Genomic DNA, 21930 nt, shown 5'->3' on the forward strand with positions numbered 1-21930 from the left:
GTCATGAATATTGGGTTTCGTTTCTGAACTAGTGAGGGGAGCGATCGCATTAATTATTTCCAATACTTCCATCCTACATGATGGTGTGATCAAGAATAGCATCATTGACATCACCATCAGTACTACCCGTCAAGTTAGCATAGCTGAGGTTAGCCCCATCAAAAATAGCAGCCTCCAACTTGGCGTAGGAGAGATCAGCCCCAATCAACAGAGCATTCTCCAAAGAGGCGCTATACAGGTCAGCCCTATTTAGGTCAGCACCACTGAGATTAGCCCCACTCAGATCCGCACTCAGATGACTATCACTGAGATTAGCCTGTCTGAGATCAGTATTAATCATTTCAGTAGCCTCGAAGTGAGTACCTACCAAACAAGCCCCACAGAGGTTGGCATCCATTAGGTTTGCACCATCCAAATAAGCTCTACTCAGATTAATACCCCGCAAGTCGGTTCTACTCAAGTTAGCGTTACTCAAATCAACTCGAGTAAAATCTCTATCTCCAGCAGCATAACGCCTAAGTAATTCCTCGGCATCCATACCTCAATTCCGCATTAATTAACATATTCAAAGATAGCGCACTCCCCTTCAGTGATCGCTTGTTATTGTGTTAAGTAAATAAGGATGCGATCGCCGAATAGCCTCTCGTAGACATCGCGCAATAAAAAGTAGTTTTGCCATCTTGAAAAAGAGTAACCTACTTAACTAACAAAACCAATTCTCTAGTTGAAGTTCTTGAAAATCGATAAAGTCTGAAATATTATTTGTTACCAAAATCAGACCATTAAGTTTTGCGATCGCTGCAATCTGCCCATCTGGATACGCGGGAGTTTTTCCTATAGTTACCAGTCGCACTCTTTCTAAAGCAAACCATTCGGCTCCCATACTCTCATAGGGCAGGATAGGAATATTTGGTTGGACGATCTCCTTGAGATACTGTTCAATTCTCTCTCGCCTTTTAGAAGCGGGCAGACGATAGCAACCAAATAGCAATTCATGCCAAGTAACGGAAGCAATAGCAAATTCACCTTGATACTGTTGCAACTTTTGGATAACTGCTGCATTCGGTTGTGGCCTTAATGGCTCAGAGATGACGTTAGTATCGAGTAAAAAGCGACTCACAATATTATGTCTCGTCCAGGAGACTTGTCGCGTACATTTTTCCAAACCTCATCAGGATCAATTTCGATTCCTTCTTCCATAATTTCTTGACGAAATCGCTCTACAGATTCCCAAAAAGCTGGTTTTCCATGCAACAGACGCTGATATTCAGCCGCAGATAGAATCACAGCAACTTGCTGCCCCTGTTGCATAATTTGTATCGATTCGCCTTGTTCAATTTCCTGAAAAATTTTATCCAGATTCTTAGGAACTTGCTCAATTGAATACTGCTGAGACATTCTACCTTCTCCTCTGCCTATTGCTCTTTGTTAAAAATTGCGAATAGTAAGCAATTACAGCAATTCTGCGAACTTGTGTTAAGTAAATAAGAATGCGATCGCACAAGTAAAATCAGGCAATATGGGTGAGTTCAACTCATCACCATTGAACAACGTAGCAACTAACTTTAAACTCGCTTGCTCACGTCGATAAACTTCCACCTGTTGGTTGCGCCAATCCACAATCCAATATTCCCAAACACCTCTTACTGAGTAAAGCTTTAGTTTAAATTCCCTGTCTCGCTTTTCATTCTCAATACCAGCAGACAGTACCTCTATTACCAGTTCTGGCGCACCAGTCAAATGCCCCGCCTCGTCTAAAAGTAGGGGCAATCTCTCATTGCTAGCCCAGACAACATCAGGAATTACATTATCATTATCGCCAAAAATTATGCCTGGAGCAGTAACAACTTCTCCCAAAGAAGTAGCTTGTGACCAGATATCCAATCGAGTCATAATTCTGACACAGACTTTTTGATGATTCCAGTGAGGCGCTCTAGTCACAAACAAATCTCCGTCAATAATTTCATAGCGGTTCCCGTTATCTGGAAACAACTCTAAATCGGCGGTAGTCCAGCGCACTCTCTCAGATATTGGCTGGTTCATAAACCATCTTTATTTAGGGGATTTAGCCATTTTAGCGTGAGATAATATCGCAATCTTATTTAATTTACAAACACCTAGAAGCTCAGATCCCCGACTTCTTCAAGAAGTCGGGGATCTTTTTGTTCAAGTCTGTCGGAGCCTTTACACCACTACCTTTTCTAAACTCAACTTAGAACGCTTCACTGGCTCAGGAATCGCTACGGGATAATCTCCAGTAAAGCAAGCAGAGCAGAAACTATTGGTGTCTTCTCGTGTCGCTTCTAGCATTCCTTCCCAACTGAGATAGGCGAGGCTGTCTACTTCCAGTTGCTTGGCAATTTCCGCTACTGACTTGGTAGCAGCAATCAGCTGATCTTGAGAATCGGTATCGATGCCATAGAAGCAGGGGTGAGTTACTGGTGGGGAAGAAATTCGCATGTGTACTTCCACTGCACCAGCATCACGTAAGGTTTTGACTAGTTTACGGCTGGTAGTACCGCGAACAATAGAGTCATCAACAATAATTACTCGTTTACCCGCCAGCACATCTTTAAGCGGGTTAAGTTTCATGCGGATACCTGACTCACGCATGGTTTGTGTCGGCTGAATAAAGGTTCGTCCAACATAGCGATTTTTAATCAGTCCTTCGGCGTAAGCTACACCAGAAGCTTGGGAAAATCCGATCGCAGCCGGAATACCTGAATCAGGAACACCAAAAACAATATCGGCATCGACACAAGATTCTTTAGCTAGTTGATGCCCTAACCGCATTCGATAGCTGTACAAACTCTCGTTGTGCATGATGCTATCAGGGCGGGCAAAGTAAATCATCTCAAAGATACACAATTTCCTTTGGGGCTTTTGGCTCCAATGATAGGAAGCCAAACCTTCTTCAGTAATCCAAACTAATTCGCCTGGTTCTACATCTCGCAGGTATTCGGCTCCAATGATGTCTAAACCACAAGTCTCCGAAGCCAAAACGTAACGAACTGGATTACCAGCCAAAGTGCCAATCACTAGGGGGCGAATACCATTGGTGTCCCGGACACCCATAACGCCGTTAGGAGTGCCAATAACTAAACTAAAGGCTCCTTGGCAACGATGAAATGCCTGAATTGAACCTTCTAGCCAATCTGCGCCAGCATTGACGGCTTCTGCGATCGCAAAAGCGATCATTTCTGAGTCTGTTGTCGTGATTAAGTTGCATTTTTTCTCAAGCAACTCTTGACGCAATTGTACTGTATTGACTAAATTACCATTATGTGCTAGAGCTAATGAACCTAAGCGAGTTTCTAGTACTGCGGGTTGGGCATTAACTTTGCGGCTAGAACCTGTGGTTGAATAACGAGTGTGACCAACAGCAAGGCTACCAGGCAACTGATCCAAAATGGATTCATTAAAAACTTGAGACACCAAGCCCATATCTTTGTGGAGGTGGACTTGTGTACCCTCAAAGGTGGCAATACCGGCTGATTCTTGACCCCGATGCTGGAGGGCATACAATCCAAAGTAGGTCAGTTTAGCAACGTTTTCTCCTGGTGCATAGATGCCAAAAACACCACAAGCTTCTTCTGGCTTGTCAGGCTGATTTTCATGACTATTGATTGGGTTGTTAGTCGGGTCGGGGTATTCATCCGAAGTGACAGAATGAATAGAGGTCATGCTAGCTTTGCTCCTGGTGGGGGGGGGTCAAGTCAAAATAATTCGTAATTGATAATTTGTAATTCGTAATTATTAGCCCATGATTGTATGGATTTAGCATTGCTAAACCCTTACGGGGCTTGAAATAGTGATGCTACGAGCTTTTGTGTTTCCATTGACTAATCAAGGGGCTTGTATGGTTCAATTACGAATTACGAATTACGAATTACGAATTAGTAATTATTTAGTCACTGGATAATGTCGATGGATAGTTGTGGATTTCTTAACAAATCTTTAACCATCTATTAAAACAGTACCGTAATTCTGCTCAGAGACGTTAATAGTTCTGAGTGAAGTCTAAATACTCAAGACTCAGAAATAGTGGTGTGGTTGCCGATCCGCCTAGCGATCGCGTGGGAATAGCGATCGCTCATATCTTCGATACTAACTTTGATTAAGGCTTGATTATCAGTGGTGAAAACCCCCAAACCAGTCTCGAAATTTCCAACTGTACCTAATATTTGCCACTCCTTACCGAGATGTTCCTGTAAATATGATTCCCAAACTGCTTGTTGTGTGGATGTTACAGAAACTAAAATTCTGGCACCACCTTCGGCAAACAACACCTCATCCACACGGGTTAACTGAGTTGGTGTTATTTCTAAATTGATTTCGGCCCCAAGGTTGCCAGAAATGCAACATTCTGCTATTGCGATCGCCAATCCCCCTTCAGCAGAATCATGGGCTGAACGTATCCAACCATTACGAATTCCTTCCCGACAAACTTTCTGGACGCGCCGTTCTAAGTCAAAATCTACCCGTGGTGGTTTTCCGGCAACACTATTGTGGATAGTAGCTAAATACTCAGATGCTCCTAAACTGAACTTGGATACCACAGACAATCCCAGAAGGTAAATGACATCGCCGGCTGCTTGCCAACCTTGACCACAAATTTTGGTGATATCGGGAATCAAGCCCACCATACCCACTACTGGAGTAGGATAAATTGGTTGGGGAATGCCTTGAGCATCAAGAGTTTCGTTATACAAAGAGACATTACCGCCTGTGACGGGTGTTGCCAATTCTCGACAACCTTCTGCCAAACCGCGACAAGCTTCTGCCAATTGCCAGTAACCAATCGGTTTTTCTGGAGAGCCAAAATTTAGGTTATCCGTCACCGCCACAGGTTCTGCACCCACACAGCTAAGATTGCGTGCTGCTTCTGCCACCACTGCCTTAGCTCCTTCGTAGGGGTCAAGATAAACATAACGAGGGTTGCAATCTACCGTCGCCGCCACTCCTAATTTTAGATTTGGGATTTGGGATTTTAGATTTGGGATTTGTTCTAGGGGGCGCAAACGGATCACAGCCGCATCTGCACCACCTGGTAATATTACTGTATTATTTTGTACTTGATGGTCATACTGACGATATACCCAGTTTTTAGATGCGATCGTGGGTGTATCGAGCAAAGTTAACACAATATCATTCCAACTTCGCACGCCTCTTTTGAGTTCTATTCCAGCAGTTGTGCAAGGAGGTAAGGAATCAGATGTCCATTCCCAAGCTTTTTTAGCATATTCTGGCGGTTCTGTCAACAATTCCCGGTTATATAGTGGGGTATTCTCCGCCAAAGCCTCAGCCGGGATTTCTGCTGCTACTTCACCCTGAAAGAGAATCCGCACGATGGGTTCAGCGATGACAGTACCAGCGACAACGGCTTGAAGTCCCCAACGGTGGAAAATGTCGATTAACTCTTGCTCACGTCCCTTGTGGGCAACGAATAGCATTCGTTCTTGAGATTCCGAAAGCAGATATTCATAGGGAACCATCCCCGTTTCTCTGACGGGAATCTTATCTAAATCGAGTTCAATTCCCACACCGCCTTTTGCCGCCATCTCTGAAGTAGAACAGGTGATACCAGCTGCTCCCATATCCTGGGCGGCGACAACTGCACCTGTCTTAAACGCTTCTAGACAAGCTTCAATTAACGACTTTTCCAAAAATGGATCGCCTACTTGAACAGCAGGGCGATCGTCTATTGAGCGATCGCTCAATTCCGCACTAGCAAAACTTGCGCCTCCCATGCCATCGCGCCCAGTAGTGGAACCAACATAAAGCACAGGGTTGCCTAAGCCAGATGCCCCAGATTTAACGATTTCCTGGGTTTCCATTAACCCTAGTGCCATAACGTTCACCAGGGGATTACCAGAATAAGCAGGGTCAAAGTAAACTTCGCCGCCAACGGTGGGTACACCAACGCAATTACCATAATGTGAAATTCCTGCCACTACGCCTTGGAACAGCCTTTGAGTTTTGGCATCTTCTAAGGAACCGAAGCGCAGTGAGTTTAAGAGAGCAATGGGACGCGCACCCATTGTAAAAATATCTCTGAGAATACCGCCTACTCCCGTTGCTGCACCTTGAAATGGTTCTACAGCTGATGGGTGGTTGTGGGATTCAATCTTAAAAGCTAGTTGCAGTCCGTCGCCCAAATCTACAACACCAGCATTTTCACCAGGCCCCACGAGAATGCGGGGTCCCTCAGTGGGAAATTGTTTGAGTAGAGGTCGAGAATTTTTGTAACAGCAATGCTCTGACCACATTACCCCAAACATTCCCAGTTCGGCTTTGTTGGGATGACGCCCTAACCGACGGACAATTTCTGTGTATTCTTCTGGCTTTATACTTTCAGCAGCAATTTCTTGAGGGGAAAAGGGAGCAGGAGATGTGGCGGTCATGGAAATAATGCACCAATTGTACAGAGAATTATTCTATCGATTTACTTGCCCTGTAGGTGCAGTTCTAGGATGGTTCATGGCTAAATGCTAAAGATTAACTAAATAGATTTACTCAATAAATATTCGTAATCCGTCTAAAGGTCAATTGTATTAAATCTTGAAATAGTGATTATTTACTGAAAATTAGAAAGTAATAAAATTTAATTTTGCTGCAAGGTACATAGATAATTTCCAGGTTATGCAAATGTCTATCAGCCTGTCAGATGAGCCATTATTCTGAACGCAGAAAAAATTCATAGGAGGCGATCGCACTTTCGCACTTACAGAATGTGAATTTAATGCCCAGGAATATGATTAATTCGTCAGAACTTCATTGAGCTTAAGTCAATTTTGCAACAGTAGACTCAATCACTGAATAACTTTTCGAGAAAGAATTCCGGGAGTTTTTTGAGAAACTGCTCATCCAAATGAGCAAACCGCCCATATTAAACTAATTGAAAGGATTTGACTCATGCCTAGACTCACCATTCCACCGAATTTCATCAGTACCCCCGATTCCGACACTTTACTTGGGGAAGAATTAAATAGATCAGCAGCAATTGGTATTGATATTTTAACTGGAGGTGACATTCGTACACTCTCAGGAAAAGACAGGATCACTGGCATCGGTACTGGGGAAAACGGCGTCAACGGCAATTACTACACCAGCTCCGCTAACGGCAATGGCGGAACTGCGACTGGCATAGCCAACAATAGGAATATTAATGCAGGAGACGGAAATGACACGATCGTCGGCACTGGTACTGGCGGTAACGGCGGCGGACTAATCCGAGGTCGAAGCGACTTCATTGGCGGCAATGGCGCAACTGGGACTGGCATAGCCAACAATAGGAATATTAATGCAGGAGACGGAAATGACACGATCATCGGCACTGGTATTGGCGGTAAGGGCGGACATGGAGGTATTTTCGAGGGCGGCAACGGCGTTGCTGGGACTGGTATAGCTAACAGTGGCAAACTGGACACTGGGAAAGGACAAGACACGATTATCGGCACTGGTACTGGCGGCAACGCCGGCATCGGTTACCACAACGGCCTAGCCGGAGATGGAATTGGCATCGCCAACAGTGGCGAACTGGACACCGGGGAAGGACAAGACAAGATTAACGGCACTGGTACTGGTGGCAGTTACAATGACTATAACAGTGACTCTAACAGGGGTGCTGGGATCGGCATTGCTAACACCGGGAGTCTGAATACAGGGGACGGAGAAGATGATATCAATGGCAGAGGTACTGGTGGCTTTCAGGTATACAGCAGAATTGGCAGCCTCGACGGTAATGGGATTGGCATCCTTAACAGTGGTAGTCTGAATACCGGATACGGAAAAGACGCGATTACTGGTACTGGTATTGGTAATATCGGCTACTCCTATCCAGGCATGGGCAACGACGGCGGTACTGCAACCGGCATCGTTAACAATGGTAGTCTTAATGCAGGGGACGGAAATGACTCCATCGCCGGTATCGCTACAGGCGGCATCGGTCCCGAACAAAACCAGAGTGGAAACGGCGGTACTGCAACCGGCATCGTTAACAGTGGTAGTCTTAATGCAGGTGACGGAAATGACACCATCGACGGTACAGCTACTGCTGGTAGCGGCGGCGCTGGTAATGAGGGTGGCAACGGCGGTAGTGGGACTGGCATTAGCAATAGTGGCAAACTCAATACCGAAGACGGTGAAAACACTATCACTGGCACAGGTACTGGTGGCGATGGCGGCATCGGCGGCAGCAGCATCGGCGATGGCGGTGCTGGAACTGGCATTCAGAACACTAAAGACGGCATCATCACTACAGGGTCGGACAAGGATACGATTACTGGTTATGGCAACAGTTCAGGAACAAACGCTACCGCCTATGGCATTGTCAACGATGGAGTCATTGATACCGGCAAGGGTTCTGACAAACTTACCGGACAGGCTACAGCAATAATTGGTGGCACTGCCTATGGCATTTATGGACAAGGAATCATCAAGACTGGCGATGGGAATGACTCTGTTATCGCCACCAGTATCCTAGATGGAGTTCAACAGAAAGTCTCTATCTGTGGCGGAATCAAAATTGATCTGGGTACTGGGAATGACTACTTTAAAGGATTTGGCCTTGCGACTGTTGATGGTGGTAGAGGTTTTGACACCCTCGATCTGAGCGCTTTCAATCGCTCCCAACTGATTGTATCTGGTGTGATTTCTGGCAATACTCTTAAAAGTGCCAACCTCAGTTTCAACAACAATGGAAACTCCATTAGCTTGTCTACGACCGGCTTTGAGAAATTTATTTTTGCAGATAGCTCTTTCTGCTACAGCACTTTGGCAAACGGGGCATAGGTTTGTTAATTCCTGTATAGACCTCTTGCATAAATCAAAAATAAAGAACCTCACCCCGCATTTGCTGGCGCAAACGCTCCCCTCCCCTTAGTAAGGTGAGGGGTTGGGGGGTGGGGTGTTAGAGACTTTTGCAAGAGGTCTTATCTCGTGTTTTAACCTTTGAGGCTCCAGATTTGACGATTTTTGGTAAGCTGGTTTTGAGCTTGCAGTTATGAAAATGCACTCTGGCGGACAGAGCATTATTCTATCGATTTACTTGCCTTGCAGATGCAGTTCTAGGAATGCAGATAATTCTTCTTTGGATATTTCTCTCTGGACAACTTGAATCACCAAGTTGTAAGCTTGCTCTTGCGATAAGTTAAAACTGTAGCCGTTTAAGGTTATGAAGGTATCCATAACCGCAAATGCAGTGCGCTTGTTGCCATCAATAAACGGATGGTTCATTGCTAAATGGTACAGGTAGGCTGCTGCTTGCTCGTGAATTGTACGATGGAGAAGTTCGCCGCCAAAAGTAGCTTGAGGTTGTGCCAATGCTGAATCTAGCAAACCTTCGTCTCTAACACCAGATGTTCCACCAAAGCTGTTTATCTCATCTTGGTGAATGTTTAGGACTTGATAAATAGAAAGAAATCTAGGAGTCTGCAAGGCGACGGTAAACCTCCTGCCATTTCTGTTTAGAAGCTAAATAAGCCTGCCATACGTCTTCATCTGAGGCAATCTGATTTGAGGCAGTATTTTCTAACTTGTCTTCATTTTGTTCAATCTCGCGGAAAGATTGGGCAAAATCAGGAATATTTAATAATACTTTTTCAATAACTTCGTTTTCTTCTGTTTCTTGCAAATAAGCCAGAAACGCAACAGCTAATCGCAACTTTTCAATAGAAAGTTGACGCAAACGGCTCTCGGCTTCTGATAAATAATTGCTGTGCTTTTGTTCTGTTGCCATGATTACCCCAAGCTAGGTTTGTCGCTAGTTGTAGAGAGCAGCATTATTCTATCGATTTACTTGCCCTGTAGGTGCAGCTTTAGGATAGTTCATAGCTATACGGTAAAATATACTTAAATAAATATCGTAAACGTCTAAAGATAGATTGTATGAAATTCTGAAATCCTACTATGCTCTGATTTATGTACTGTTACTTGCGAAGTCAGAAAATAAAATTTTCTTGTAACGTGCATAAAACCGACCGTACTAACCTAATTGAGAGGATTTTGATCGTGCCTAGACTTACGATTCCACCCAATTTTATCGGCACCCCCAATGCCGACACTTTAATCGGAAACGACTTAAATATATCTCTGGCAACAGGTATTGATATTTTAACTGGAGGTTTCATTGGTACACTCTCAGGAAATGACACTATTGAGGGCACGGCGGCTGGCGGCATCGGTAGCTCCGGTAAGGGCGCGGATGGAACTGGCATCACCAACCGTGGCAGTCTGAATCCAGGGGACGGAAATGACACGATTATCGGCACTGGTACTGGCGGCAACGGCGGCGGCGGCCCTTTCCCCAGCGATGACGGTGGCAAGGGCGGTACTGGGACAGGCATCACCAACAATAGCAGTATTGTAGGGGACGGAAATGACACGATTATCGGCACTGGTACTGGCGGCAACGGCGGCGACAGCGGGGACGGCGGCGGCAATGGTGGTACTGGGACAGGCATCACCAACAATAGCAGTATTGTAGGGGACGGAAATGACACGATCATCGGCACTGGTACTGGCGGTAACGGCGGAAATGGAACATCTCGTGAGGCAGGCGGTGGCTACGGCGGTACTGGGACTGGTATCGCTAACAGTGGCAGTATTAATACAGGGAACGGAAAATATACCCTCATCGGCACTGGTATTGGCGGCAATGCAGGCGACGGCCGCTTTAACATCGGCGATGCTGGTACTGGGACTGGCATCAACAACAGTGGCAATTTGAATACAGGGGATAGAGAAGACACGATCATCGGCACCGGTACTGGCACCAAGGGTGGCAGCGGTCTTGGCGCTTCCTTTGGCGGTACTGGAATCGGTATTGCTAATAGTGGCAGTCTAAATACAGGGAATGGAGAAGACACTATCAGCGGTACAGGGAACGGCGGCATCGGCGGCGAGGGCGGTCCCTTCTCTGGCGATGGTGGTATTGGAATCGGCATCAGCAACAGTGGCAGTCTGAATGCAGGGGATGGACAAAACACGATCGCCGGTACAGGTACTGGCGGCATTGGCGCTGAGGGTTTTCCCAACGCTGGCAACGGGGGTGATGGGACAGGCATCAACAACAGTGGCAGTCTGAATGCAGGGGACGCAAATGACGCGATCACTGCTACAGCGAAGGGCGGCATCGGTGGCCAGACCTTCTTCGGCGATGGCGGTAATGGAACAGGCATCGTTAACAGTAGCAGTCTGAATCTAGGGGACGGACAAAACACAATCATCAGCACTGGTGCTGGTGGCAACGGCGGGGGTGGCATCAATGTCAGTCCTGAGAGGGTCGGCGGCAAGGGCGGTACTGGAATCGGTATCAGCAATAGTGGCAAACTAGATACCGAAAACGGAGAAGACACGATCGTCGGCACTGGTATTGGCGGCAATGGCGGCATCGGCAACGGTGGCATCGGCAACGGTGGTGCTGGGACTGGTATTCAGAACACTAAAGACGGCACCATCACTACAGGGTCGGGCAAGGATACGATTACTGGTTATGGCAACAGTTCAGGAACAAACGTTACCACCTATGGCATTGTCAACGATGGAGTCATTGATACTGGCAATGGTTCTGACAAGCTTACCGGACAGGCTACAGCAACAATTGGTGGCACTGCCTATGGCATTTATGGACAGGGAATCATCAAGACTGGCGATGGCAATGACTCTCTTATCGCCGCCAGTCTCCTAGACGGAGTTCAACAGAAAGTCTCTATCGGTGGCGGAATCAAGATTGATCTGGGTACTGGGAATGACTACTTTAAAGGATTTGGCCTTGCGACTGTTGATGGTGGTAGAGGTTTTGACACCCTCGATCTGAGCGCTTTCAATCGCTCCCAACTGATTGTATCTGGTGTGATTTCTGGCAATACTCTTAAAAGTGCCAACCTCAGTTTCAACAACAATGGAAACTCCATTAGCTTGTCTACGACCGGCTTTGAGAAATTTATTTTTGCAGATAGCTCTTTCTGCTACAGCAGTTTGGCAAACGGGGCATAGGTTTGTTAATTCCTCTATCTGGTGTTTTAACCTTTGAGTGTCTAATTAGTGTTGTTTGCTTTGAAGCTGAAAAAGCATTTAGCAACGTATATATTATTAATCAAAAGTTACGGATATTTACTGATGCTCAGAAATTATTCCGGTATATGCAGTTTAGATGTAACAATCAAGTGACGAGAATCACACATATCTATGATTAGGATCGTCACTTTGCGATCGCTAACTAGGCATAATTAATGACAACTGAACTCTAGCCGAGTCATTAATAGGGAACACACTTAATTACCGACAGCCTTAATCAAGGACTGTCGGTTTTTTATGCCTATATGTCCTTCTTTGAGAAATGCCCATAATTATACTTAAATAAATTTCCCCACAACTGGTTAGTAACTTGACAGAGATTTTGCCACAGCCACTACCAAGTGTGGGGAAGGTTACGATCAAATTGGGTATCTTATGCCTATCGAGCGCTAATATATCGCACTCACTCTAGTAGACCGGAAGTATACTCCTAAAACCAGCACACACTTTGTATTAAGACATCGCTTGAATGATGTAATCAAAGTAGGGTGCTGCTTCGGCAGCGTCTTCTGCACTCAGTAAGCTAACGGAGGCTGTTTTGAGGGAATTGATCGCTTCTACCATTCCAGGCACAGGAACGCCCAATGAGTTGTACATTTCCCGCACACCAATCAAACCAATTTTTTCAATTGGCTCTTTGTCGCCAGCAAGCACACCATAAGTAATTAGACGCAAATACCAACCAAAATCGCGGATACATAGAGAGCGTTGGCGTTCTCCGTAAGCATTACCTCCGGGGGAGATAAAGTCAGGACGCTTCTGCCAAAGTTGTTTGGTTGCTTCTTGAACTATCTTTTTTTCGTTTTCGGCTAAGGTAGCCGCAATCCGCGTCCGTTGTACGCCGGTTTCCAAAAAGTCTTTGATGTTTTTAAGTTCGCCACTGCTGGGATAACGCAGTTCGTCGTCGGCTTTGAGAATAACTTGGCTAATTACAGTCATGATTATTGAAATCACCTGAATATTATCTGTTAGTTTAGCGAGTTGGAGGTACACAAGTGAAGGGATAGGAGCTAGTTATATATTGAATTTATCTGTTTGGGGAGTTGGGAGTGGGGGAGATGAGGGAGTGGGGGAGAAGAAGAACTATTGATTCTTGCCCAATGCCCAATGACTAATGACTAATGACTAATGACTAATGACTAATGACTAATGACTAAAATAATTTGGCAACAGGGTGAATTAATTGAAGTAACGATCGCTAACCTGAGTGATACAGGCGATGGTGTGGGACGCGCTGATGAGCGTGTAGTGTTTGTCCCAGATACAGTACCAGGCGATCGCGCTATTGTCCGCTTGGTACATGTTAAACCAAAATACGCCCACGGGAAGCTCCAGCAGCTATTGTCACCATCTCCCGACCGCATCCGACCTAGTTGTATTGTGGCGGATAAGTGCGGTGGTTGCCAGTGGCAGCATATTAATTATGATTACCAGCTAGTAGCCAAGCAAAATCAAGTTATCCAAGCTTTGGAACGCATTGGCGGTTTTGTCCAACCACCGGTAGATGCGGTACTCGCCGCCGCTTCTGCTTTTGGCTACCGTAATAAATCTACATATCCTTTGGGTATATCGGCAACAGGACAGGTACAAGCTGGTTACTACCAAAAAGGTAGTCACCAATTAATTAACTTAAATCAATGTCCAGTCCAAGATGCGCGATTAAATCCTTTACTTGCCGAAGTTAAGCAGGATATTCAACAACGGGGTTGGCGAATCTATGACGAACAGCGCCACCAGGGAAAAATTCGCCATCTCAGTTTACGCATTGGCCGACACACTGGAGAAATGTTGCTGACTTTGGTCGTGAAAGACTGGAATTTATCAGGAATTGAAACCCAAGCCCAGGAATGGTTAAAGCGCTATCCGCAGTTAGTAGGAGTGTCGCTCAACCGCAATAGCGATCGCACAAATGCTATCTTTGGGTCAGAAACCCGTTGCATCGCTGGAGTCCCCCACCTGCGTGAAAATTTTGCTGGACTGGAATTTCAAGTGCGCCCAGATACATTTTTCCAAGTGTATACAGAAACAGCAGAGGCACTATTGCAGGTAATTCAATCAGAACTCAATCTTCAAGGGCATGAGTTGCTAGTTGATGCCTATTGTGGTATTGGGACTTTAACTTTACCTCTGGCGAAAAAAGTACGGATTGCTACAGGATTAGAAGTGCAACCAGCAGCAGTAGAACAAGCTATTTTGAATGCCCACCGCAACGGAATTGATAATGTGACATTCCAAGTCGGGGCAGTAGAGAAATTGCTTCCCAAAATGGGAACAATACCAGAAGTAGTAATACTCGATCCCCCACGTAAGGGGTGCGATCGCGCAGTCATCGAGACTTTACGGCAATTGAAACCATCTCGGATAGTTTACGTCAGCTGTAAAGTAGCCACCCTCGCCCGCGACCTGAAATTGCTTTGTCAAGATGGGCAATATACTATCACACGGGTACAACCTGCTGATTTTTTTCCTCAAACTGCTCATGTTGAAGCTGCCGCCTTTCTTGTGCTATCGGATTTGCACAAGGATAGTAATTCCTTTACAAAAACTGAAGTTTGAAATTTTTAGTCTAGTGCATACTAAAGATGCTAAAATTGAATTAAGGCAAAAATAAAAATTCATTTTGTTTCAATAAATTCAAGCTGCATAGGTTCTTAAAAATATGAATTGGATTGGGTAAATGAAAAATCGGGAATTAACTAGAGTATGCCAATACTCTCTCAAATTAGTAGCATCTTTTTAAGTTGCTGAATCCATTATCAAAACTATTCCAGCGGTTATCTATCCAAACAATCCCAACTCATACTATAAAGCCAATGCTCCCTAGCATTTTCAAAATTTAGTTTTAAAGACGCAAGTTTGAAGGCAGCATGACCACCTCAAGTTTTATCAGGGTGCCTGTAATAGCAAACTGATGTCTAGCTAACTGAAAGCTATGGGGTTTCTCTTGTGATTACAATTTCACTCCGTCCAGTTGCACGTTATTGGGGCACTATTAGTTTCGCCTCAACCCTCTACCTTTGTCCAATATTAGATTTACTGTTGGCAGAAATTCCAGCAAAATTACAAGCAGAACTGCGGCTAGGACTTCAAGAAGCCCTAGTAAACGCAGCTAAACATGGCAATAATCTTGATCCAAGTAAAACAGTTGTAGTCCGTTTTTCTTTAATAGATAATCAATATTGGTGGATAATATCAGACCAGGGTAGCGGCTTTACTCCTTCATCTACTAATGAAGAAGAACCAACAGACTATTTACCACCAGATGAATCAGAAAGTGGGCGGGGTTTATGTCTTCTGCATCAAATTTTTGATCAGGTAGAGTGGAACCGCAAAGGCACAGAATTGAGACTTTGTAAACAAATGGAAAATCGTCCTCGTTTATCTCTGCGGCGGTAGCGTATTTTGGAGTTAGGAGTTAGGAGTTAGGAGTTAAATAACATACAACTTAGGGACTGACAAATAAAAAAATGTTCCAAAACGGACGCAAAAACTCTCTTTATTTCTTCTCTCTGCGTTCTCTGTGCGGCAGTCGCTCATGGGGGAAACCCCCAAGACCGCGCTGCCTTGTCTGGAGTGGTTCGTTTATTGGAATAATTTATTTCTTGTCAGTCCCTTATGTCCGACAGCTTACCTCACCCTCAATCCCTCTCCGATATATTGGAGAGGGAAGCTGGATAGAGGATGAAGTATTTGCATTTTATTTAATCCACGTTCCTTAGGAGTTAGGAGTTAAGAATTTAAAACTTTTAACTCCTTATTTTTAACTCCTCACTCCTAACTTTTAACTTTTTCCGTGAGTTGGACAGGGAGGAGCAGAAATGGAGCGATCTAACCAACCAATTGCCTGTTCTAATCTAGCTTGAGCTTCTTGTGGCTGATTCTTTAAAAGATACACAATAGCTGCTGCCACTTGTTCATTAGCGCGGGAATTGCGGTTAGACTTGAGGCGATGCCAATCGTTAGGGGAAATGCTCAGTCTTTCCATGAGAGCTTGAGCTAGTTCCAGTGTACTAAGTTCATTCAGTTGACTGGTTTTCGGCAGCTGGGTAGATTGGGACATAACTATTGGCACATTTGCATTTACTTCTACTTTACTACTTGTAAATGAAGCCGCCAAAACAATCACAGCAGCCAGCAGAAAATCCCGAACCAGATTTTGAACAAGAACTAGAGGAAGTAGAGCGATCGCTCCGATCATTAAAAGAACGTTATGATCAAGTGCAACGCGATCGCCAACAACAGGCACAATGGCAACAGCGTCGGGATCAACTAAAGCATAATTTATCTCAGACACCAGAAATCAAAGCAGAGTTACGGCAAATTCAACAGCAGTTAGAAATGCTAGAACTAAACTTAGAAAGCCAGTTATTTTCTTGGCGGAGTCTCAAAAAACCTTTCTGGCAAGTCGTCCGCTTTGGTGGAATGGGCGTTATCATAGGCTGGATATTAAAGTCTTATGCTGGGTAAATATGGTAAATCGACGGATTGCAGAAATATTGCGAAGTGGCCAACCTGATGAGTCCCTCCAAGTTCAAGGTTGGGTGCGGACAAAACGCGATTCTAAAGGGTTTGCTTTTATTGAAGTCAATGACGGCTCATCACTAGCTAATTTGCAAGTCGTCATTAATCAGGATTTGCCAGATTATGAAGCTATATTGAAAAAATTGAATACGGGTGCTGCTGTGGAAGCCACAGGGGTATTAGTGGCTTCTCTGGGTAAAGGACAGCGAATTGAGTTGAAAGCCGAGACAGTCAAAGTTTACGGCGAAGCTGATCCCGATACATATCCCCTGCAAAAGAAACGCCATTCCTTTGAGTTTCTGCGAACCATTGGACATTTGCGATCGCGTACTAATTCTTTTGGTGCAGTTTTCCGCGTCAGAAATGCTTGTTCGACAGCAATTCATCAATTCTTCCACGAAAGAGGCTTTTTGTGGGTACACACACCGATTATCACAGCTAGTGACTGCGAAGGCGCGGGGGAACTTTTTAGCGTTACTAGTTTAGATTTAAAAAATATTCCCCGCACAGAAAACCAAGCAGTAGATTACACTCAAGACTTTTTTGCTAAACCCACATATTTAACAGTTAGCGGCCAGTTGGAAGCGGAAGTTATGGCGATGGCCTTTAGCAACGTCTATACATTTGGCCCTACATTCCGTGCAGAAAATTCTAACACCTCGCGCCACTTAGCAGAATTTTGGATGGTTGAGCCAGAAATGGCATTTTGTGACTTAGAAGGCGATATGGATTTAGCTGAGGCGTTTCTCAAACACATTTTTAAATATGTATTGGAAACTTGCCCAGAAGATATGGAATTTTTCAATGAACGCATTGATAATTCTGTGTTAACAACAGCCGATAATATTATTAATAATCACTTTGAACGCTTAACTTATACAGAAGCGATCGCACTTTTAGAAAAAGCTGATGTTAAATTTGAATATCCGGTAAGTTGGGGTTTAGATTTACAATCAGAACACGAACGATATCTAGCTGAACAATTATTTAAAAAGCCTGCGATCGTTACAGATTATCCAGCGCAAATCAAAGCTTTTTATATGCGCTTAAACGACGATGAAAAAACCGTCCGTGCAATGGATATTCTCGCACCGAAAATTGGCGAAATTGTCGGTGGTTCCCAGCGCGAAGAACGTTTAGATGTTTTAGAACGCCGCGTGTTAGCGCAAGGATTAAACCCAGAAGACTTGTGGTGGTATCTTGATTTGCGTCGTTATGGTACTGTCCCCCACGCTGGTTTCGGATTGGGTTTTGAACGACTTGTGCAATTTATGACGGGTATGGGAAATATCCGCGATGTGATTCCTTTTCCGCGTACACCGCAAAGTGCTGATTTTTAGAATTTGAAACCCAGGTGATTAGAAATCGCGTTTAAATAAACCAAGTCTGTGCAGACGGGCTTGTAAAAACTTTGAAACCCGCATTCGCGGGTTTTGCTTGTATAGCCGCGTATTTTATAAAGCGATTAGTTAAAATTAAGATTTTTGAATCTCCTCTTGAAAAGCTTGAATTTGCTCAATAGGTAATTCAGTAACTTGAGCAATTTGCTCTAAACTCATTCCAATTCTCAACAGATTTAAAGCCAACTTTCTTGTTGTTTCTGTTTTACCTTTGGCTTCGCCTTCTGCTTTACCTTTAGCCTCACCTTTGGCTTCGCCTTCTTCTAGGATTTCTTGATAAATGACTGATTCGCGCATAATCTCACTCCTTAAAATCTTCCTAATTACATCTTTTTTTAACACTAGACCTGCTAAAATGCCACTAGCAGCAGCTATATTTCTTTGTAGCTGGCGATCGCTAATTGCTTCAACTGCTTTGGCTACTTCGGTTAATACCATTGTAGGATCGTTTGTCTGACTTAGCACGGCAAAGGGTAATAGACCTGGAATGCTCATAAACCTGTCTGTAGGTTGTTCCCACAGCCGTATTACTTCAAACTGATGGTAAGTGTTGTTTAATCTAAAACTGTTTTCATTGACTAATTGTGAACTTGTCTTTCTCAAATAGATTACTATTTGGCGCATTTCTTTGTTAGGAAAGCGGCGATAAACCCTAACCCGATAATCTAACATCCGAAAAGGGATATCTTCATCAGCGTCGGTTTGAAATTCGGTATGTAGAACTAAATTATCAGATTGCAATAAAATTAATGAATCGGCGCGAATTGGTTCGCTTGATAATTCAGTAGGGCTAAGTTCTGTTAATTTAATCGGTGAACCTAGTAACCAAGTTGCCAAGTCATCTTTGAAGTTTTCGGCAATGAATTTACAGATATTGTCATACATGGCAGCCTGAAAGTAAGGGTATCGAGTATTTTTGAGAAAAATTAAGTTTTTTGGTGTTGGATTGAGGTAGGGAAACCCAATATTATGTTACTACCTCACTGTTTTCAACACCACCTAATTACCAAGTAACTCTTGTCTACGCCGCTCTTGTTGCTGCTCATCAACACGTTGCTTTACTTCTTCATACTTTACTACGGCTGCAAATGCTTCTTCAAAAATTTGTCCACTTAAGTCTTTACTTTCATTTTCATCTCTTAACACAGAGATTATCTCCCTTCTTTGTTTATTGTCCAGGGCTAAAAACCATTTTATAAAAGCATTTAATATCATTTTCCTTGAGAGAATTTCATTATGAGAAATAACACATGAAGGGCATACGTACACCAAATAGCAATCCCCATTAAAATGCGAAAAATTTAAATCTTGACAAGAAGATATTGCACTATCTATAGCGATAGATTTAAACATTGTTTCATCACATTCTTTACTAGATGCATCTTGACTAGCAAGACAATCTAATAATTTTATATCAGGAATATTACTATCATCCACTCTATTATATCCATTATAAAATGCTAGGCTTGCAGCAGCTACAGAAGCAGGATATCCATCAACTAATTCTCCTGAAGAGGCTAACCAAGGAAACTTAGATAAAATTAATAAGTAGTGATATCTATAATCAATGCAAAATGAAACTTTATATCCACTTGATTCGATGCCTGAAAAATTTATTTTTTTGTACTAATCAGGTGAAAATGTATCTTTCTGGCAGCTTTCAGCAACTTGGCTAAGTAGCTTCATATTAACCTGTGCATCACTTCTCATTGATGTTAACAACAAAGCCAAGCTAGTAACGAGCAAAGTTATTAAGCTTTTCACTGTAAAATTTATCATTGATTTTCCTCTCTTATTACTTGTTCTAATTCATCAGAAGTTTTAGGGATGGGATATGTAGATTCCCAAGGATTAGGGATATTAGCCCCATCATTTTTTGTATCTATTGTGTTTTTTGGTTGTTTTTTTGGAACTTCTTGTTTAGGTGTTAATTTCCGTATATCTGAGGTTATTACAGTTGTTTTTGGTTGCTGCTTAATTTGCAAATAAATCTGTTTAGCATTTTCAAGTTTAATTTTTGTCTGTCGGTCTTTATCGGCTTGTTGCCTTTTTTGTGCTACTAAAGCATCTTGATGTTCGTTTTCTCTGATCACAGCCTCTAGCTGTTCCCTTTCTGCTGTAGCAGCAGCTTCTTTTTTAATAGCCGCTTGTCTCTCTTGCTCTGCTTTTAAAGCAGCCTTAATTTTTTGCTTTTCTACCTCTTCTATTTGAGCTTGCTCGGTTTCTAGGTTGTCAGATATAGGCAAAGTTAGAGTGCTTATTGTGGGTTGAGGTTGAGCATTAGTTGGAGTTTCATAAACTTTGGTAACTGGTGAGAGAACTGAACTAGGAATAGCCACTGGGACATTTTCTTCAGGAGAAACAGAAACCGGATTTTTACTGTTTGGTAGGTTAAGAGCAGCAGTAAAAACAGCAAAACATCCTACTCCTAAACCGATGAAAACTTGCCAAAATTTTTTGCTTGTCTGAGTTTGCTTAGAAGAAGCATTGAGTGATTTGGCTCCACCGACTGATACAGTAGCTAGAGAACTAGATGACGCAGCAGATTTAGACCCATTGCTTGATTTAATTGTCGTTTGTTGCCATAGTATTCTAGGCATTTGTAACGCTTTTTCAATTTCGTTCAATTTCTGCAAAATCACTTGCGTATTTTGAGGACGATGATTTGCAATAGGAGCCATCAAATGGTCGATAAAATCTGCCAAAAGTGGAGAAATATTGAGTGCAGATTTTCGCCAGTGCAACTCGTTAGTCAAAGGGTCATAAATTTCTTTATCCTGGGGTTCCTTACCTGTGAGCAGAAAAATAAAAGTCCGTCCCAATGCAAAAAAGTCTGACTGCTGTACCGAATAACCGTTTTGTTGCTCTGGCGGTGAATAGCCCTGTGAAAAAATTCTGGTATGGGAATTTCCCGCCAAAATGGTTGTCGTGACTTGTCGAACTGCACCAAAATCAATTAAGACAAGCTGCCCATTTGGTCGCAGCATGATATTTTGAGGCTTAATATCACGGTGAAAATATTGATGAGCGTGTACTAAACTAAGAATTTCTACAAGTTGTTTGAGCCAATTGAGAGCTTTAGCTTCAGAAATACGTTGATAATTACGGAATTCCATCCACTGTTCTAAATTTACGCCTTCAATGTTCTCCATTGCTAAACAGTGCAATGGTAGAGAGCTATTTTTAGGTAAAACAGTAAAATAACCATCTGGTTCTACCTTGGGAATACCCGCACTGTTTAGCTGACTCAAAACCCTTGCTTCCTGCTGAAACAGTTCAATAGCTTTGGGGTTATTGTCAGTTAGCACTTTTAAAACTTTAGTTTTCCCACACTCGTCAACTTCAAAAGTGTTACCAAAACCACCTTGTCCTAGTTGTTTGATTACCCGATAGCGACCTTGCAACAATATTTCTGACCCACAGTTACGGCAAATAAGGTTGTTTGCATTCACTGGGTCAGCAGGTTTTGGACAATGGGGATTTATACAATAGGTCATTACACAGAAGTAAATATCCTAAAGAATCGATTTTTATTGATATTTAAACAGAGGGCTAAACCTATAAGGTTCTATTAATAGAGTTCCCTAAAACTTTGACAAAGTAACATATATAACGGTTATCACTTCAGTGCAATGCAGTCTGAACCTCACCCCGTATTTGCTCAACGCTTACACTCCCCTCTCCTTAGCAAGGAGAGGGGTTAGGGGTGAGGTTTAAATTTCATATACAATAAATTAGGGTTACAACAATTGTTGTAACCCTACAGATTGGCTATATTCAATTTGCTCGAAAATCACTATAAAATAACAATTAACCTCATAACTGCCGAATCATGAGAATTATTCACATTTACTATATCTAGATTAATGGTTTGCAAAGACAAATACTTTCTTGCTTGCCTGCGTGGGATAAGTGACGCTAGTGTTAAAAC

Annotated in this window: 19 protein-coding genes; 6 read left to right on the plus strand and 13 right to left on the minus strand. The window is 43.3% G+C overall.

All coding sequences use genetic code 11. The features are described 5' to 3' along the window. Positions 1-73 precede the first annotated feature (73 nt). From V7K32_RS18565 to purL, 6 genes are all read right to left on the minus strand, one after another. Positions 74-538, minus strand: coding sequence for a pentapeptide repeat-containing protein (locus tag V7K32_RS18565; protein ID WP_334995274.1), 465 nt, complete (start codon positions 536-538; stop codon positions 74-76). A 165-nt stretch (positions 539-703) separates the two neighbouring features. Further along, positions 704-1123, minus strand: coding sequence for a type II toxin-antitoxin system VapC family toxin (locus tag V7K32_RS18570; RefSeq protein WP_442938768.1), 420 nt, complete (start codon positions 1121-1123; stop codon positions 704-706). After that, positions 1117-1398, minus strand: a complete 282-nt coding sequence (locus V7K32_RS18575) for a type II toxin-antitoxin system Phd/YefM family antitoxin (protein ID WP_334995276.1) — start codon at positions 1396-1398, stop codon at positions 1117-1119. The genes V7K32_RS18570 and V7K32_RS18575 overlap by 7 nt, the downstream gene beginning before the upstream one ends. Before the next feature lie 78 nt (positions 1399-1476). Continuing rightward, on the minus strand, positions 1477-2043 hold the full coding sequence (locus V7K32_RS18580) for a Uma2 family endonuclease (RefSeq protein WP_334995277.1): 567 nt from the start codon (positions 2041-2043) through the stop codon (positions 1477-1479). A 141-nt stretch (positions 2044-2184) separates the two neighbouring features. Further along, positions 2185-3684: an amidophosphoribosyltransferase gene (gene purF, locus V7K32_RS18585; protein ID WP_334995278.1), complete on the minus strand. Its 1500-nt coding sequence runs from the start codon at positions 3682-3684 to the stop codon at positions 2185-2187. Between the two features lie 344 nt (positions 3685-4028). Beyond that, positions 4029-6404 (minus strand): phosphoribosylformylglycinamidine synthase subunit PurL, encoded by a 2376-nt coding sequence (gene purL / locus V7K32_RS18590; protein ID WP_334995279.1) that lies wholly within the window; start codon positions 6402-6404, stop codon positions 4029-4031. Between the two features lie 511 nt (positions 6405-6915). Between purL and V7K32_RS18595 the strand changes: the two genes are divergently transcribed. After that, complete coding sequence (locus V7K32_RS18595; RefSeq protein WP_334995280.1) at positions 6916-8793, plus strand: beta strand repeat-containing protein; 1878 nt, start codon at positions 6916-6918, stop codon at positions 8791-8793. Between the two features lie 252 nt (positions 8794-9045). On the opposite strand, the gene V7K32_RS18600 is transcribed toward V7K32_RS18595, so the two are convergent. Together V7K32_RS18600 and V7K32_RS18605 are read right to left on the minus strand one after the other, a co-directional pair. Then, the gene (locus V7K32_RS18600) at positions 9046-9438 is read right to left on the minus strand and encodes a type II toxin-antitoxin system death-on-curing family toxin (RefSeq protein ID WP_334995281.1); all 393 of its coding nucleotides are present in this window, start codon (positions 9436-9438) and stop codon (positions 9046-9048) included. Further along, positions 9425-9739, minus strand: a complete 315-nt coding sequence (locus V7K32_RS18605; RefSeq protein ID WP_334995282.1) for a hypothetical protein — start codon at positions 9737-9739, stop codon at positions 9425-9427. The genes V7K32_RS18600 and V7K32_RS18605 overlap by 14 nt, the downstream gene beginning before the upstream one ends. A gap of 272 nt (positions 9740-10011) precedes the next feature. Here V7K32_RS18605 and V7K32_RS18610 point away from each other — a divergent pair, with 272 nt between their 5' ends. Next, the gene (locus V7K32_RS18610) at positions 10012-11997 is read left to right on the plus strand and encodes a beta strand repeat-containing protein (RefSeq protein WP_334995283.1); all 1986 of its coding nucleotides are present in this window, start codon (positions 10012-10014) and stop codon (positions 11995-11997) included. A 534-nt stretch (positions 11998-12531) separates the two neighbouring features. Here V7K32_RS18610 and V7K32_RS18615 read toward each other — a convergent pair. Further along, positions 12532-13017, minus strand: a complete 486-nt coding sequence (locus V7K32_RS18615; RefSeq protein WP_334995314.1) for an allophycocyanin subunit alpha-B — start codon at positions 13015-13017, stop codon at positions 12532-12534. Positions 13018-13227: 210 nt separating this feature from the next. Here V7K32_RS18615 and rlmD point away from each other — a divergent pair, with 210 nt between their 5' ends. Together rlmD and V7K32_RS18625 are read left to right on the plus strand one after the other, a co-directional pair. Then, positions 13228-14634, plus strand: coding sequence for a 23S rRNA (uracil(1939)-C(5))-methyltransferase RlmD (gene rlmD / locus V7K32_RS18620; RefSeq protein ID WP_334995284.1), 1407 nt, complete (start codon positions 13228-13230; stop codon positions 14632-14634). A 390-nt stretch (positions 14635-15024) separates the two neighbouring features. Continuing rightward, on the plus strand, positions 15025-15474 hold the full coding sequence (locus V7K32_RS18625) for an ATP-binding protein (RefSeq protein ID WP_334995285.1): 450 nt from the start codon (positions 15025-15027) through the stop codon (positions 15472-15474). Between the two features lie 385 nt (positions 15475-15859). Here V7K32_RS18625 and V7K32_RS18630 read toward each other — a convergent pair whose 3' ends face one another. Further along, positions 15860-16138: a DUF6439 family protein gene (locus V7K32_RS18630; RefSeq protein WP_094328229.1), complete on the minus strand. Its 279-nt coding sequence runs from the start codon at positions 16136-16138 to the stop codon at positions 15860-15862. Between the two features lie 44 nt (positions 16139-16182). On the opposite strand from V7K32_RS18630, the gene V7K32_RS18635 reads away from it, so the two are divergent. Continuing rightward, positions 16183-16545: a hypothetical protein gene (locus tag V7K32_RS18635; protein ID WP_334995286.1), complete on the plus strand. Its 363-nt coding sequence runs from the start codon at positions 16183-16185 to the stop codon at positions 16543-16545. A 2-nt stretch (positions 16546-16547) separates the two neighbouring features. Beyond that, the gene (asnS, locus tag V7K32_RS18640) at positions 16548-17939 is read left to right on the plus strand and encodes an asparagine--tRNA ligase (protein ID WP_334995287.1); all 1392 of its coding nucleotides are present in this window, start codon (positions 16548-16550) and stop codon (positions 17937-17939) included. 135 nt (positions 17940-18074) lie between these two features. On the opposite strand, the gene V7K32_RS18645 is transcribed toward asnS, so the two are convergent. The 3 genes from V7K32_RS18645 to V7K32_RS18655 all read right to left on the minus strand — a co-directional run bounded on the left by V7K32_RS18645 (position 18075) and on the right by V7K32_RS18655 (position 21496). Further along, on the minus strand, positions 18075-18884 hold the full coding sequence (locus V7K32_RS18645; protein ID WP_334995288.1) for an Rpn family recombination-promoting nuclease/putative transposase: 810 nt from the start codon (positions 18882-18884) through the stop codon (positions 18075-18077). 114 nt (positions 18885-18998) lie between these two features. Next, a complete protein-coding gene (locus tag V7K32_RS18650; RefSeq protein WP_334995289.1) occupies positions 18999-19436 on the minus strand; it encodes a hypothetical protein in 438 nt (145 codons plus the stop codon). 338 nt (positions 19437-19774) lie between these two features. Beyond that, positions 19775-21496 carry a serine/threonine protein kinase gene (locus V7K32_RS18655; RefSeq protein WP_334995290.1) on the minus strand — a complete coding sequence of 574 codons (1722 nt, stop codon included), beginning with the start codon at positions 21494-21496 and terminating at the stop codon, positions 19775-19777. Between the last annotated feature and the right edge of the window lie 434 nt (positions 21497-21930).

This window comes from Nostoc sp. (genome assembly GCF_036917635.1).
GTDB lineage: Bacteria > Cyanobacteriota > Cyanobacteriia > Cyanobacteriales > Nostocaceae > Nostoc.

What these genes read in the sequence shown, in the direction of transcription:
- rlmD (WP_334995284.1), top strand. Translation starts at nt 13,228, where the DNA reads ATGACTAAAATAATTTGGCAACAGGGTGAATTAATTGAAGTAACGATC.
- V7K32_RS18635 (WP_334995286.1), top strand. Translation starts at nt 16,183, where the DNA reads ATGAAGCCGCCAAAACAATCACAGCAGCCAGCAGAAAATCCCGAACCA.
- purF (WP_334995278.1), bottom strand. Translation starts at nt 3,684, where the DNA reads ATGACCTCTATTCATTCTGTCACTTCGGATGAATACCCCGACCCGACT.
- V7K32_RS18595 (WP_334995280.1), top strand. Translation starts at nt 6,916, where the DNA reads ATGCCTAGACTCACCATTCCACCGAATTTCATCAGTACCCCCGATTCC.
- V7K32_RS18615 (WP_334995314.1), bottom strand. Translation starts at nt 13,017, where the DNA reads ATGACTGTAATTAGCCAAGTTATTCTCAAAGCCGACGACGAACTGCGT.
- V7K32_RS18655 (WP_334995290.1), bottom strand. Translation starts at nt 21,496, where the DNA reads ATGACCTATTGTATAAATCCCCATTGTCCAAAACCTGCTGACCCAGTG.
- asnS (WP_334995287.1), top strand. Translation starts at nt 16,548, where the DNA reads ATGGTAAATCGACGGATTGCAGAAATATTGCGAAGTGGCCAACCTGAT.
- V7K32_RS18605 (WP_334995282.1), bottom strand. Translation starts at nt 9,739, where the DNA reads ATGGCAACAGAACAAAAGCACAGCAATTATTTATCAGAAGCCGAGAGC.
- V7K32_RS18565 (WP_334995274.1), bottom strand. Translation starts at nt 538, where the DNA reads ATGGATGCCGAGGAATTACTTAGGCGTTATGCTGCTGGAGATAGAGAT.
- V7K32_RS18645 (WP_334995288.1), bottom strand. Translation starts at nt 18,884, where the DNA reads ATGTATGACAATATCTGTAAATTCATTGCCGAAAACTTCAAAGATGAC.
- V7K32_RS18575 (WP_334995276.1), bottom strand. Translation starts at nt 1,398, where the DNA reads ATGTCTCAGCAGTATTCAATTGAGCAAGTTCCTAAGAATCTGGATAAA.
- V7K32_RS18630 (WP_094328229.1), bottom strand. Translation starts at nt 16,138, where the DNA reads ATGTCCCAATCTACCCAGCTGCCGAAAACCAGTCAACTGAATGAACTT.
- purL (WP_334995279.1), bottom strand. Translation starts at nt 6,404, where the DNA reads ATGACCGCCACATCTCCTGCTCCCTTTTCCCCTCAAGAAATTGCTGCT.
- V7K32_RS18580 (WP_334995277.1), bottom strand. Translation starts at nt 2,043, where the DNA reads ATGAACCAGCCAATATCTGAGAGAGTGCGCTGGACTACCGCCGATTTA.